We start from the raw sequence: 13,864 nt of genomic DNA on the forward strand, positions 1-13,864 counted from the left end.
AACGCGACCGCGATGGCGGTCTGTGCGAGCGGATATCGACGCTGAGTGTCCAACATCCGCGCTATGGGGTTGCGCACAGACGGTGCGGCCGACTCCGGCCGATTCGCGACGGTGGTGCTCATACGCTCGCCTCCTGCTGAATCCTGAGAGCTCCGACGTACGTACCGGCGACCACGCCCACGATCAGGAACGCGCCGTAGACGACCTGTACCCAGAGCACGTTGATATGGGCGGCAAGCATCGCGTTCTGCGCGAGGTAGAGCGCGCAGGCGCCCATCAGGACGCCGACCAGCCCGCCGCGTCCGCCACGCAACGACGCGCCGCCGACCGCGACTGCGGCGATCCCCATCACCGCATAACTCTGCCCGTACGAAGAGTCGACGGATTGCACCAGCCCGGCCAGTGCCAAGCCGGCGAATCCGGCGAACAGTCCGCCGAGGGTGTACGCAGCGACGCGCACCTGAGTCACCTGGAGTCCAGCCGAATACGCGGCCGGCGCGTCACCTCCCACGGCATACAGACCGCGATGGAATGCCGTACGTCCCAGGGTGAACCAGATGAGTGCGACGACCCCGATGAGCAGCGCACCGCCGGGCACTCCCCCGACGCTGCCCGCCAGATGCGAGGTCCAGTTCGGCGGCGCCGGTTCGGCGGTCGGTGCCAACAGCAGGTTGATACCGGTTAGCACGATGAAGCTCGCCAGCGTCGCCACAATCGGCTGATAGCGCAGCACCGCCACCATCAAGCCGTTCAGTGCGCCCACTCCAGAACCGACCAACAGGCAAATCGGTATCGCGATCCAGGGCGCGCTGAGTCCGTGCGGCAAGAGCCCGACGGTGAACAGTACGGCCACGAAGTTGGCCAGCGGACCGACCGAGATGTCCAAGCCGCCGCCGATCACCGAGGGTAGGGTCGACACGGCGACCAGCGCGGCCGGGGCGAGTTGACCGAGCACGCTCGGCCACTGCCCCGGAGTCGCGATGCTGGGGATGTAGACGATGTTGATCAGCAGCAATACTGCCGCGAGCAGAGCGGCGAACCCGTAGGTGCGGGTCAGCGCCGCCCTGATCATATTCGGAACCATCAGTTCCTCCCGAAGAAGGCCGACACGAGCCGCTCACGGCCCAGGTCGGAACGATCGAAGGTCGCGAATACCGAGTTCTCCCGGAAGACCGCGACGCGATGCATGAGTTCGAGCTGCTCGTCCAGGTCGGTGGAGACCATCACGACAGCCAGTCCGGAGGCCGCCAGATCGCGCAGCATCCGGTAGATGTCGCGTTTGGCGCCGAGGTCGATTCCGCGGGTCGGGTCGTCGAGCAGCAGTACGGCCGGCTCGGTGGCCAACCAGCGGGCGATGACGACCTTCTGCTGATTTCCGCCGCTCAGGCTCGCGATCGCAGCCGAGGTCTGACCCATCCGGATGTGCATGAGGTCGCGGAAGTACTTCAGTCGTCGTTCGGTCTCGCGGCGGCTGACCAGGCCCAGGCGCCGGTCGCGATGCACGGTCGGCAGCCCGAAGTTGTCGGCTACCGACAACGTCTCGAACAGCGATTCCGCGCGCCGCTCGCGCGGTACGTACGCGATGCCGTGCCGGGCTGCGGTGCGTGGATCGGAGATATCAGACAACCCTGCCCGCGTGATGGTGCCTGCACACGGCGCCACTCCCGCCAGCGCCGCGAGGAATCGGCTCTGCCCATGGCCCTCCAGGCCGGCCAAGCCCACGATCTCCCCGGTGCGCACTTCGAAATCGATCGGCGCAGCACCAGCCGTAAGCACGAGGTCGCGAGTGGACAGCACTACGTCCCCCGGAGGCGGGACTGGGGTGGTGTCGGCGGCGAGCGCTTGTTGCGGGCCACTCATCTGCTCGACGAGCTCTGCGGCGCGATTGGGGCCCCGGTCCAGACATGCGACCGTGCGTCCGGAATGCAGCACGGTGACGCGGTCGGCGATGTCTTCGATCTCATCCATTCGGTGGGAGATGAACAGCACCGACTTACCCTCGGCGGCTCGCTCGCGCAGGACTGTGAACAGCCGGTCGCGGGTCTGCACGTCCAGTGCGGAGGTCGCTTCGTCCAAGATCAGCAGCTCGGGCTCGCGCAGCAGCGCCCGGGCCAGGCATACCGCTTGACGTTCACTCAGCGATAATCCGCCGACGGGTGTGTCCAGCGGCGGCACCGGATCCAGCAGCCGCGACAGTGTTGCGGTCGCGCGCTTTTTGCGCTGGGCCAGCGGGGGGCCGGGCTTGAAAAGTCCCTCCGCACCGAGCCAAATGTTATCCAGCACACTGCGTTCGAGGACAGTGAGGACTTCCTGGTAGACAGCAACGACACCGGATCCAGCGGCCGCACGTGGGGACGGCCAGCCGCGGATGCGACGTCCGGCCAGCATGATCTCGCCGGAATCGGCTTGTTGAACACCGCTGATGATCTTGACCAGAGTGCTCTTGCCCGACCCGTTTTCCCCGGCCAGCGCGTGCACCTCTCCCCGTGCGAGGCGCAGGTTGGCCTCCTCGACCGCCCGCGTCGCGCCGTAGCTCTTGGCGATGCCGACCAGTTCGAGCATATGAGTTGTGTCAGTGAGCTTTTCGCCTGCCGACAAGAGTTCCGGCGGGGTGGTCGCGGGGGACATCAAGACGCCTTCTTCTGGAACCCGGCGGCCAGGAGGGGGCCGTTGTCGAAGGTGCCGGCGGGATTGGGCGCAGTGCCCGTAGTCTGCAGATCCCAATCCGGCTGCGCCCACGTGTCGATGTTGTTCTGGTCGATCAGTGGCTGCGGCTGAACGAAATCACTGATCAGCACACCGTTTCCGGCGATCATGCCCTGTACGACGCCCGAGAGCAGCTGCGCATAGGCCTCGGCGCCGCCGCCGGAAGCGGTGCCGATGTAGGTCTTCTTGTTCGCACGCCAGTAGCCCAGTGAGCCCTTCAACGCGGCGACATCGTTGACGGTCGGGACCGGACGGCCTGTGCTGGTGAACGCGCCGATGATGCCGGTGCTCATCCCGCCCGATTGCAACACCACACCGAGCTTGCCAGGGTGTGTGCTCAGAAATCGCAGGACCTGCGATTTGGCCTGCGCGGGGACGAAGTCTCCGGCGACCTCGCCGGCGACCTTCACCTTCGGGCAGTTCTGCAGCACATCGTCGAATCCCCGGAAGGCGTCTCCGTCGATCGAAATGCCCTGAATACCATGCACTTTCAAAACGGTCGTGGAATCGCCCGCCGCCTTGATCGCCGCCGCGGCGGTCTGGGCGGCAGCGAGGTAGTTGTTGGGCACGATGTTGACCGCGTTCTTGGTCGGGATCGTGTTGAACGCCGACACCGTGGGAATGCCTTGTTTGGCGGCGCCGTCGACCACGGAGACGAACGGGCCGCCGGTACCGCTGGCCGCGATGATCAAGTTGACCCGTTGCTGGACCAGAGACTGGAATTGCTGCAGCTGGGCGGTGACATCACCTTGATTGGCGCCGGCGAGCACGATGACGTTCTTGACGCCGGGGAATGAGGACAGCGCCGCTTTGATGCTGTTCAGCGTGTCGGCGGCGTAGTCGTTGACCGGCGCTGTCCAACTGATTCCAATGACTGCGCCACCGGCGGGCGGCTTCCAATCAACCCACGGGCTGGCATGAATCGGGGTGGAGTAGCCGTTGTAGTCCGCCTGCAGCGCCGCAGGAAGCTTGGCGAACACGCCGTCTGGGTCCTCCGGGAGGCGGGTAGGCACTGTGCCACACGCCCCAGTCCGGGTGGTTCCGGCTCCGTTGGATGTCGAACCGCAGGCCGTGAGCGCCAGGGCGAGGACGGCGATTCCTGCGGCGACACGAAGCAGCCGACGGGTCCTGACACGAATGGGCATTCTCTCTCCTTTGAGAGCATCGCCGCCCAATTTGCTTTCGATTGGCGTCGCGGACGGCGGGGTGGTGAAAAGTGATCCAGTTCTCAGCATGAGCTGTTCCCTCATAGAACACTATGTTCTACCAAAGAGCAAGGGCTTCAGATTGCTGGAGTGACCTGAAGTCAAAACAGAAAAAAAGTCGGCCAACCCTGTGGGTGGCCGACTTTTATTCGGAAGAATCAGCCTAGCGCAGGCTCGATGCCGGACTGCGGTCCGGGCGAGAACGGCAGGCTCACACGGGCATGGACAAAATATTCGGAAAGAGTCGCGGCGGTGCGAAGTACGTCTTTCGGATCGTTCGCCGGCGATCCCGCAGAATACAGAACCGCAACGCTGGCGTTGGCATAGCCCGGCGCTGTGTACACCGGGGCGGCCAGCAGCGTGATCCCGGGCCAGCGCGTGCTGGCCCCTTCCACATACCCGCGCCGCCGCGCCTGAATCAGCTCGGCCGTTTCGCCCGCTTCGGCCGGGCGTCCGATAGTGATGGCCAGCGCGGCAACGCTTTCCGGCGCGACCCGGCGCCTGCCGAAGGCACCGAATCGCATTGCCAGATGAACCTCCGCGTTGCGCGGTTCTGCCGTAAGCAGGCATTCGACCCGGTCACCCGAATCGACCACGAACATCACGCTGGCCCCGGCACGGTCCGCGAGTGCAGCCAGCTCGGCATTGACGATTTCCTGGAAATCCTGTGACACCGAGGTCGCGAGGAGCATCAATCCGATGCCCAGCGCATACCGTCCATCGCTCTCCCGACGTACCAGGCGCCGGTTGACCAGAGTCTGCACTGCGCGGTAGACGATCGAACGGTGCACTCCCATCGCCGAAGCGACCTCGGCGATGCTCATCGGCCCATTGGCTGCGGCGAGAGTCTCGAGGATATCGACGACTCGGTCGGTGCTCTGCGATGCCGGAGTTGCCATGGGCGGATTATCCCATAGCCCGCCAGCAGGCCGGGCGATGACGATTGCCGTCCTCCAGCGCCCGTGTCGGCGCCATCAGTCCGCGACCCAGATGCCGTGGAACGTGGGTCGCAGGAAGAGCGGAATCGTCACTGTGGCGACCGGGCCCGCACTGAATCGCGCGGTATCCAGGATAACCAGTTCCGCATGGTCGAACGGCACCCTGTCGACCACGGAGAGCAGATATCCGTCCCCCTCCGGAGCATCGGGGCTGCGCGGCACGAATGCGGGTTCCTGCACCGAGGCGTCCTCACCCGCGTACCACACCTCTGCCTCGCCGGTGGCATGGTCGAAGTGGGCCAGAGAGTTGAAGTACAGCCCGCCCAACAGCTGCGGATGCAGAGGCTTGGACGGATCTTGCGCTGCCATGAAGCCGTGCCGATACTCCCGACCGAGATACCGGGAGTCGATGACCGGGAAGTCCACCGAACAGTCGTCCCAGAGCCGCTCCTCGGTGAACTGGGGATTATCGCCGTCCAGGTCGCAGGTCCATCGCGTCAGATACTGTTTGACGTCCTTGGGCTCGAACATCTCGCCCTCGGTGTCGGGGAACGGCGCCCGATGCGATACACACAGATCCAACGTCACCACATTGTCCCTGGTCACGGCGTTCATGGTGTGGAAGGACCAGCGCGGCGGGCCGTCGAACCAGCGGATCTCCTCTGCCGGAGCGCCGCGCCGCAGCACGCCGAGTGCGGTGCGCCGGGCACCGTCCCACAGCCAACGGGGACCGCCGGCCTGCAGACGTTCGGGGTCGGTGGTCAGCGGCATTACCGGGAAGATGACGTGTTCGGCGCTGACCAACCAGTCGTGCACCATGCTGCCGTACGGTGGCAGGAACCACTGTTCGCTGGTCAGTTCGCCGTCGGCAGACGCTGTGCACAGTGCGATATCGGTGGAAAGTTCGTCCCCCTTGGCCGAGTAGCCGAAGAACACCAGTTCGCCGGTGACCGGGTCGGTCTTGGGATGGGCGGTAAAGGTCTTACTGCGCAGCCGGCCCTCGAAATCGAATTTTCCGATCGTCTCCAGAGTGGTCGGGTCGATCTCGTGCGGAAGACCGTCTTCCTTCAACGCGAAAGTACGTCCCGCGTGCCGCAGGATGCTGGTGTTGGCTGTTGTGCGGTCCACACCGGCAACGCTCGGGTCGTCGGTGTACGGGTTGCGGTATGCACCGAAAAGCGCGCGGCGAGCGAAACGTTCGGCCTGGAACTTGTCGGTGCGTACATAGCGGATCTTCAGATCCACGTGACCATCGGCGATCCGGAACATCGACACCACGCCGTCACCGTTGACGTAGATGTCATCCCCTGCCTTCGGCGGGAACTGCGGATCCGGGCCACATCGGTAGAATCCGCCGGAGATGCCCTCGGGCAGATCGCCTTTCCACTCGAGTTCGAACACATCGAGCTCGGTACGCATCGGCCGGTTCAAGTTGGTGAAGCCGGGTGTGTCGGGGAAGCTCGACAATGGATGCGAGGATTGTTGCGTTGTCGTCACTTCGACCTCCTAGGAATTCGCCCCACGCAGGCGAGCAGCCATGAACTCGCCCATGGCGATGACGGTAAGGTTGAGATTTGCCCGAACGATCGACGGCATCGACGATGCATCGATCACCCGCAGGCCGTCGACGCCCAGCACTCGGCAGTCGGGGTCCAAGACGGTGCCCATCGGGGCGGTACAGCACGCATGCATGACATCCTTGACCTGAGTCAGGATTTCCTCCCGTGAACGCGGCAGTTGCGGCGCGCCTGTGGCGATCTTTTTGAACGAGGGGTGGCTCATCATGTGCTCGACACGGTCTATCGCGTCGGTCATTCGCGCCAGGTCGATCTCCGAATCCAGCAGCCGCAATTCGAGAGTCGGCTCCACGGTCGGATCGGTCGACTGCACACTCAGCTCACCGCGCGAGAGCACGTGGTTGAGCTGAATCGCCACACCCGCGGTGGGGTGACCGAACCAGTAGTTGTGGTTGGTCGCCAACAGCGCCATATCGTTCGGCGCTTCGATTCCGACGCCCGAGGTGTAGCGCACAAGCACGTTCGTCGGCCGGTTGCCGACACATACCTGACTGGCAGGGTCGACCGGCAGTTCGACGAACAGGATCGCGTGGTCCTGCAGGGCCTTTCCGACCGGCAGATCCGCCAACACCGGGACGTTCAGCCGGCGAAGGTCGACCGGATCCCCTATGCCCGAACGGATCAGGATCCCCGGGGAGTGCACCGCGCCCGCGGAGAGCAGCACCTCGCCACCGCTCTCGAGCCGGATCTGCTCACCACCGACCAACTGAACGCCGGTGGCCTTGGTGCCGTCGAACAGCACGCGGTCGACCTGTGCCTCGCCCCGGATCGTAAGGTTCTCCCGCGATCGGATCGGCTCGAGATAGCCGTCGTTGGTGGATACCCGGCGTCCATCGCGAATATTCATCGCGAAGCGACCGGTGCCGGTACCCGGGACGTTGGTGTCGTCCTGCCATGCATGTCCGTCGTCGACACCGGCGTCCCGCAACGCGATATCGCACCCGCCCCAGCCGGATTCGGGCTCGCGGTAGATCGGTATCGGACCGTCGATGCCGTGGTACTGCGGGTCGGTGTGGTCGTGGTCGGACTCTGAGCGGATAAATGCCGGTATGATGGCGTCCCAGCTCCAACCGGTCGCGCCCAGACGCTCCCAGTCTTCGAAGTCCTCGGGCACCGCGCGGATCGCGCACAGGCCGTTGACCGTCGAACTCCCGCCCAGACCGCGGCCACGCCGGTACGGGAGGAACTCCTGATACTTGTTCCGGCGCGCGGAGATCTTCGACCAGAAGAACTCCGGATTCTCCGGCGGCCCCATCGGGCGCAACTCCAGGCCACGGCCGAGATTGCGGTCGTGGAATTGAGTCGGTGTCTCGGCCGAGGTGTAATCGGGCCCGGCCTCGAGCAGCAATACATTCGTCGATGGGTCCTCGCTCAGGCGTGCGGCGAGCACCGCGCCGGCCGACCCGGCTCCGACGACGATGTAATCCCAGCCTCGCGTCATTGCGGTCTTCCTTCTGTTACGGCGTTGATGAACGCGCCGAGGTTCGCGCCGAGAGTGCTCTCCTCGGCGTTGAGGTGATGAATCTCGGTGAGATGGCTGTGGCCGGCCACCCACGCGATATGGGGAAGTTTTCCGGTGCCGTTGTGCACCGCGTCGATCGCAAGCCTCGCCTGCTTGTGGTAACGAACCGGATCGTATTCGGCGACTCCGATCAACAAAGGCACACCCGACTGCGGCAGCAGCAAGTCCAAAGACGGTGTGGGCCAACCATTCTCGTCGTCCCCCAAGTAGCCGATCAAGACGTCGCGGTCCTCGAAGGCAGCCGGGTCGTAAATACCCGACAGCAGCGCGGCGCCACGCACACCGTCGCCTGGATTGCGGAAACGGGTCAGATAGTCGGCAACGTGGAAGGCACCGGCGGAAGCGCCCACGAGGACGATCCCCCGCGGGTCCCCGCCCCAATCCGCCGCGCCGGCGACCACCCTCGCCACCGCCGCCGCGACATCGAGCGCCCCCGTGGGCCAGCCGAATTGGGGCGCGAGCCGGTAGGTGATGATCACTCCTACGCAACCGCGCCGGGCGGCCCACAGCCCCACATTGTCGTAGTACGGGCTTCCGGAACGAGACTTGTCGCCGCCCACGAAGTTTCCACCATGGACGAACACCATTACCGGGCGACCGGACCCATTGCCTTCAGGGATGTAAACGTCCAGCTTCTGCCGGTCGCCAGGCCCATAGTGCACGTCGCGCTCTACCCGGACATGGGCGTAGGGCTCGGTTTCGTGCCGTGCGAGATAGAACTTTTCCGAAGCCATTGCGGCTTCGAAGCTGATCGCCTCGTCAAAGGGTGGATGCAACGTGGGCATCGACGACTCCTCGCTTCCTACTTCACGATGTAATAGGTGAAGACGGTGTGGTCTTCGGGGTACGCGGCGCGCTTGCCCGTGCCGACGATGACCGTCTTGTTCAGCCAGTCGTGCGGCCCCTTCTCCGCATCGAACTGCGGGGTGAGGCGGAAGTAGAACTCGCCGTCGCCGCCCCAACGCGGATCTTCGAGGTTCGGTTTCTCACCGTTGAGCGGGTAGAGGTAGCCGCGGTTGTGGATGTAGATGTGCGCACCGTCCTCGGCCTGCAGGACGTAGTGCGCGTCCAGACCGTAGGCGTTGGCGTAATCGGCGCCGCTGTAGGGCACGACGCGGCCCTGCAGCTTCGGGCCCCAGACGGCGCCGCCGGTCGCGGGCACCCAGACACGATGGGCGACCGGGGTCTCCCATCGAACACGTTCTTTGAAATCGACGCGGACCGAGAACGCGTACTCGAGTTCGATCTTCGGCGGCTCGGCAACCATCTGCTCGGCGAGAGACATCATTGGTCCTTCCGGGTGGGGGTGTAATCAACACTGAGGGTCTTCAGTTCGCTGTAGTGGTCGATGCCGGGCGCACCGTTTTCGCGCCCGAGACCGCTGTGCTTGATTCCGCCGAACGGCAGATCCGGGCCGACTGCGGGGTGGCGGTTCACCCAGGCGGTGCCGCTCCGCAAGCGCTTGGCCAGGTTTGCGCCCGCGGCAAGGTCGGCGGTCCAGATCGAGCCGCCCAAGCCGTAATTCGTGCCGTTCGCCTTTTCGATCGCCTCGTCGACGTCACTGAACGGGATGACGGGCAACACCGGACCGAATTGCTCGGAGTCCACCAGCTCGACGCCGGTGTCGACTCCCGTGATCACGGTCGGCGGATAGAAGTAACCGGGGCCGTCGGCGGGAGCACCGCCCGAATGCGCCTTGCCTCCCGCGGCGAGAGCGTTCTCGACCAGTGCGCGCACGCGCTCGTATTGTGGGCGCGTGGTCAGCGGACCCATTGTGGTCTCCGGGTCATGTGGCGTGCCCAACCGCGTTGCGCGGGCAATGCCCGCCAGCTGATCGACAACGGCGTCGAACAGCGATTCGTGGACGTACAGTCGCTTGACAGCTGCGCAGATTTGACCGGTGGCCATGAACGCCCCGCGGAACAGCCGCGGCGCAACCACCTCCGGATCCACGTCGCCGAGGACGATCGCAGCGTCGTTGCCGCCGAGTTCGAGGCAAACCCGCTTCAGGTCGCTTGCCGCGCTCGCCATGATCGCCCGGCCGGCGTTGACACTGCCGGTGAAGGAGATCAGGCGCGTGGCGGAGTGCGCGACCAACGCTCGGCCGAGGTCGTCGCCGCCGGACAAGATATTGACCACGCCCGGAGGGAAGATGTCGGCGATCAAGCGCCCCAGCAGCAGACTCGACACCGGGGTGAACGGCGAGGGTTTGGCGACCACCGTGTTGCCGACCAGCAGTGCGGCGCCGAGCTTGTTCGCAAGCATCACCAGCGGGCCGTTCCACGGCGTAATCGCGACGACGACACCGACCGGGTCTCGCACAAGCACGACCTTTTGATTCTCGTCGTCGTGTAGCACGTCCTGCGGCAGCGGTGCGTTCGCGTACCAGCGCAGGTGCGCGGCAGCGCCCATCACCTCGAATGTGGCTGAAAGTGCGGGTTTACCGCTTTCCAAGCACAACACGTCGCGAAGCTGTTCGACGGACTGCTCGATGGTATCGGCGGCTCGCAGCAGCGCAGCCCGGCGCGCCACCTCGTCGCTCGCCCACGCATCCAGTGCCGATGCGGCCGCATCCATCGCCCCGTCGACGAGCACGGAACCAGCCGAAGGCGCCTGGCCGGCGACACTCTCCGTACAGGGGTCGATGACGTCGTATTTCTCCCCGTCGGTGACGAGTTCACCCGCGATCAGGTGACCTTCGGCCGGGAGTAGCTCCAGTTGGCTCATCGCTTTCCTTTCGCACCCAATCAAGGAGGGAGTGCGTCTCTCTCACAGAACATGCTGTTCTCTGAACGAACATTAGCGATGGCATAGATCTTCGTCAATAGCCTGGGCACACCGGGCGCGCGCTCGTATCGGGTTGGCGCGACCGGGTGCGGTTTCAGCCAGGCGCCACGGGCAGCTGGTCTCACTGTGATGCACGCGGAGATCTGGCCTCGCCGCTGCCCGCCAGCCAGCGTCCTGCTGCCGCCAATGCTGCTTCGTGTCCCAACCCGGATGGCCGGAGCAGCTGGCGCGGTTCCACGCCGCGCCCGCCGAGGCGTTCAAGCATGTGGTGGACGAGTACGTCGCTGTCGCGCTCAACCGCAACTCCGGACTGTTCGGACCGGGTAGATCGCTGACTGATCGGTTGCGCCGCGACGGCGCCCACGACGTCCTCGCCTTGGCCGAAGCGCAGCTGGATCGCTGCCGGTGGGCGGTCTACCGGGTCCGCCGCTGCTACACCGCACCCGCGCGCGCCTGGCGGGCCGTCGACACCCTCGCCCACGGCCGCCGAACCGACACCGTCGAGATCCTGCACCGAATCGCCGCAACGCTGCAGGTCCCGTGCGACCTGGACGGTGACCACACCCGGGTGTGGTTGACCGAACCCGCGACGACTTATCCGCGGTTGGAGGAGTTCTTCGTCGCCGCACCCAATTCCGTGGTGCCCAAACAGCGTGCGGGGTTCGACGCGCGCTGGCACGGCCACGCCGACGACCGACTGCTCGCGCTCGAGCAAGCCGCCCACGACGCCGTGGCAGTTCGCGGCGCGGCATAGCCACGGTCTGCCCGACTGGTAGCGGTCCTGTCGTCACCGACGAATGCGGTGACCACTCCTCCGCGCGAGCCCGCCGACGTGCGGATTCGCGGGGACCACATCACCAACTCCCTGTTGCCCGTACAACGCCAGACCGGAGAACGCCTTCCGGTCTGGCGTTCTGCCGTTTCCGGAAGGTGGCCCGTCATGCCCGATTCCCTCTCTGTTGCGCTGTGCGCGGGCTGCGGCAGCGGTGAGCCCGGTGACCGGTACCCGGTCGACAACCAGGTCGTCTGTCCCCACTGCGCAGGGCGGATACCGCGGTGTGATCACTGCCGTGAGCCCTCGCTCGAGTTGACCGAAACCGCCGAGGAACATCAGGTCTGCGCCCGGTGCGTTACGGGCTGGCGGCCGTGTGTGTCCTGCCGCAAACCCACCAGCCCCGCGGTGCGGACCGACACCGACGAGCCGGTGTGTATGCGCTGCGCGACCGTGCTGTTCGACGTCTGCTTCCAGTGCAGCCGATACACCGCCAACGGTCGCTACGTCGCCGGCGGGTACCGCGCCTGCCGCCGCTGCGTCCACCGGCTCGCCGCCTGCCCGCGCTGCGACACCCTGACCCGCCCCGGTCACGCCTGCGACTGCCGGACAGGCCGAGACCATGTCTGGCACTACACCTACAAACCCGACCCCCGCTTCCACGGCGAAGGCCCGCTGTTTCTGGGTTTGGAGCTGGAGATCATCGTCCCCGGCTACCGCTACGGCGAATGCGTCACCCTCGCCACCGAACACCTCGGGCGGCTCGGCTACTTGAAGCAGGATTCGTCGATCCGGCCCACGGGATTCGAGTTGGTGACCCATCCCATGTCCTACCGGTATGCGATCGACCGGTTTCCCTGGCCGCTGCTCGAGGCGCTGGAAGACCTCGACTGCGACACCGACTCCTCTGTCGGTTTGCACGTGCACGCCAGCCGCGCCGGGTTCGACTCCCCCGCGCATATCTACCGGTGGATGAAGCTGTTGTACCGCAACGAATCCGCCGTCTCCACCCTCGCTAGGCGCCGCTCCCGATACGCGCCGTTCGACCGCACCGCGCGGGCACGGGCGAAGGACACCGCCAAAGGCCCTCAACACGCGCTGGGCTTGGAGCGGTATCAGGCGATCAACCCCTACCCCCGCAAAACCCTCGAACTGCGGGTGTTCGCCAGCTCCCTCGACATCCAGCGGGTGCAGGCGGCGCTGGCGTTCACCACCGCCTCCATCCACTACACCCGCGGCCTGCGCATCGCCGACGTCCGCGCCGGTGGCTGGGAATGGGCCGCTTCGCCGCCTGGGTCGCCGATCACCCCGACTACCAGCCCCTGCGGGAGGAGATGGAGGACCTGGAATGTGCCTGATACCTGCGCACCCGCCACTGGGCACGGTCAGCCGTTAGTTGCAAGAAGTCGATCATGCGCAGATGGGGGATCCGATGTCCTTAGGTGAAGTGTCTTCGAGCCTACTGGTCGGCAAGACAGCGATCGTCACTGGAGCTAGCCGAGGCATCGGTGCTGCGATCGCGATACGGCTGGCCGCGGAGGAAGCCAACGTGACGATGATCGGCCGCACGACTACACCGCATCCCAGGTACAGCGGCACGATCCATACCATGGCCGCAGAGGCGGAGGCCGCAGGCGGGGATATCCTGCCGATCGCCGCCGACGTGCGCGACGACAAGGCGATGGCGGATGCCGTGCAGCGGACCATCGACCGGTTCGGCGGTATCGACATGCTGCTGAACGTGGCGGCGGTGATCGAGCCCGCACCTGCGATCACGCTAACGATGAATCAGTACGACCACATGCAGGATATCAATTGTCGCGCAACACTTTTGATGACCAAGCTATGCCTGCCAGCTCTCCAGGCTTCGGCGCGGGCAGGTCGAGCACCGCAGGTCCTGAACATCTCGCCACCGATCAACCTGGCTCGCGAGCAGATCGGCAGGTTCCCCGGATACACCGTCAGCAAGTACGGCACCTCTTTGCTGACCATCGGGCTGGCACAGGAACTCGCTGATCAGGGCATCGCGGTCAATTCGTTGTGGCCGCGCACCACGATCGACACCGCGGCCGTGCGTAACAAGATCGGCGGCGACCAGGTCGCCGCAACCTCGCGCAACGTGTGGGTCATGGCCGATGCGGCACTGCTGATGCTCACACGCTCGACCTGCACCGGCGAGCTGCTGCTCGACGAGGAAATACTTGTCGCCCATGGAATCGCCGATCTGGACAGCTACCGCGCAACTCCGGGCACCGGTCCGCTGACCAACGACATCCGATGCCATCCACCGCACCAGCGAACACACTGCCGATCCCCGGAGCACACTGGGTGACGCGCTACCCGCCGGTGGCTACCAC

General features: G+C 65.4%; 12 protein-coding genes. 3 read left to right on the forward strand and 9 right to left on the reverse strand.

Annotated features, from left to right (window positions below; genetic code table 11):
- Positions 1-118: 118 nt before the first annotated feature.
- The 9 genes from NB3_RS30550 to NB3_RS30590 form a co-directional block, all read right to left on the reverse strand.
- Positions 119-1,015, reverse strand: a complete 897-nt coding sequence (locus NB3_RS30550; RefSeq protein WP_169810765.1) for an ABC transporter permease — start codon at positions 1,013-1,015, stop codon at positions 119-121.
- Positions 1,016-1,083: 68 nt separating this feature from the next.
- Complete coding sequence (locus tag NB3_RS30555) at positions 1,084-2,562, reverse strand: sugar ABC transporter ATP-binding protein (protein WP_067810173.1); 1,479 nt, start codon at positions 2,560-2,562, stop codon at positions 1,084-1,086.
- A gap of 65 nt (positions 2,563-2,627) precedes the next feature.
- The gene (locus NB3_RS30560) at positions 2,628-3,686 is read right to left on the reverse strand and encodes a substrate-binding domain-containing protein (RefSeq protein ID WP_067810174.1); all 1,059 of its coding nucleotides are present in this window, start codon (positions 3,684-3,686) and stop codon (positions 2,628-2,630) included.
- A 383-nt stretch (positions 3,687-4,069) separates the two neighbouring features.
- Complete coding sequence (locus tag NB3_RS30565) at positions 4,070-4,810, reverse strand: IclR family transcriptional regulator (protein WP_084823809.1); 741 nt, start codon at positions 4,808-4,810, stop codon at positions 4,070-4,072.
- A 75-nt stretch (positions 4,811-4,885) separates the two neighbouring features.
- Positions 4,886-6,346: a carotenoid oxygenase family protein gene (locus NB3_RS30570; RefSeq protein WP_157112101.1), complete on the reverse strand. Its 1,461-nt coding sequence runs from the start codon at positions 6,344-6,346 to the stop codon at positions 4,886-4,888.
- Between the two features lie 9 nt (positions 6,347-6,355).
- Positions 6,356-7,816 (reverse strand): GMC family oxidoreductase, encoded by a 1,461-nt coding sequence (locus NB3_RS30575; RefSeq protein ID WP_169810766.1) that lies wholly within the window; start codon positions 7,814-7,816, stop codon positions 6,356-6,358.
- A 47-nt stretch (positions 7,817-7,863) separates the two neighbouring features.
- Positions 7,864-8,733 carry an alpha/beta hydrolase gene (locus NB3_RS30580; RefSeq protein ID WP_084823811.1) on the reverse strand — a complete coding sequence of 290 codons (870 nt, stop codon included), beginning with the start codon at positions 8,731-8,733 and terminating at the stop codon, positions 7,864-7,866.
- A 17-nt stretch (positions 8,734-8,750) separates the two neighbouring features.
- The gene (locus NB3_RS30585; protein ID WP_067810181.1) at positions 8,751-9,233 is read right to left on the reverse strand and encodes a DUF3237 domain-containing protein; all 483 of its coding nucleotides are present in this window, start codon (positions 9,231-9,233) and stop codon (positions 8,751-8,753) included.
- Complete coding sequence (locus NB3_RS30590) at positions 9,233-10,675, reverse strand: aldehyde dehydrogenase family protein (protein WP_067810183.1); 1,443 nt, start codon at positions 10,673-10,675, stop codon at positions 9,233-9,235. Before NB3_RS30590 ends, NB3_RS30585 begins: the two co-directional genes overlap by 1 nt.
- Before the next feature lie 256 nt (positions 10,676-10,931).
- On the opposite strand from NB3_RS30590, the gene NB3_RS30595 reads away from it, so the two are divergent.
- The 3 genes from NB3_RS30595 (at position 10,932) to NB3_RS30605 (ending at position 13,839) form a co-directional block, all read left to right on the forward strand.
- Entirely contained in the window at positions 10,932-11,489 is a 558-nt protein-coding gene (locus NB3_RS30595; protein ID WP_067810185.1) for a hypothetical protein, read from the forward strand.
- A 426-nt stretch (positions 11,490-11,915) separates the two neighbouring features.
- Entirely contained in the window at positions 11,916-12,953 is a 1,038-nt protein-coding gene (locus NB3_RS30600) for a hypothetical protein (RefSeq protein WP_067810187.1), read from the forward strand.
- On the forward strand, positions 12,928-13,839 hold the full coding sequence (locus NB3_RS30605; RefSeq protein ID WP_244892153.1) for an SDR family oxidoreductase: 912 nt from the start codon (positions 12,928-12,930) through the stop codon (positions 13,837-13,839). The genes NB3_RS30600 and NB3_RS30605 overlap by 26 nt, the downstream gene beginning before the upstream one ends.
- Positions 13,840-13,864: the final 25 nt, after the last annotated feature.

Source organism: Nocardia beijingensis NBRC 16342, assembly GCF_001612785.1.
Taxonomy (GTDB): Bacteria; Actinomycetota; Actinomycetes; order Mycobacteriales; family Mycobacteriaceae; genus Nocardia; species Nocardia beijingensis.

Excerpts from the sequence above, each read along its gene's own strand:
- NB3_RS30555 (WP_067810173.1), bottom strand. The coding sequence starts at position 2,562 with ATGCTCGAACTGGTCGGCATCGCCAAGAGCTACGGCGCGACGCGGGCG.
- NB3_RS30565 (WP_084823809.1), bottom strand. The coding sequence starts at position 4,810 with ATGGCAACTCCGGCATCGCAGAGCACCGACCGAGTCGTCGATATCCTC.
- NB3_RS30580 (WP_084823811.1), bottom strand. The coding sequence starts at position 8,733 with ATGCCCACGTTGCATCCACCCTTTGACGAGGCGATCAGCTTCGAAGCC.
- NB3_RS30585 (WP_067810181.1), bottom strand. The coding sequence starts at position 9,233 with ATGTCTCTCGCCGAGCAGATGGTTGCCGAGCCGCCGAAGATCGAACTC.
- NB3_RS30590 (WP_067810183.1), bottom strand. The coding sequence starts at position 10,675 with ATGAGCCAACTGGAGCTACTCCCGGCCGAAGGTCACCTGATCGCGGGT.
- NB3_RS30605 (WP_244892153.1), top strand. The coding sequence starts at position 12,928 with ATGGGGGATCCGATGTCCTTAGGTGAAGTGTCTTCGAGCCTACTGGTC.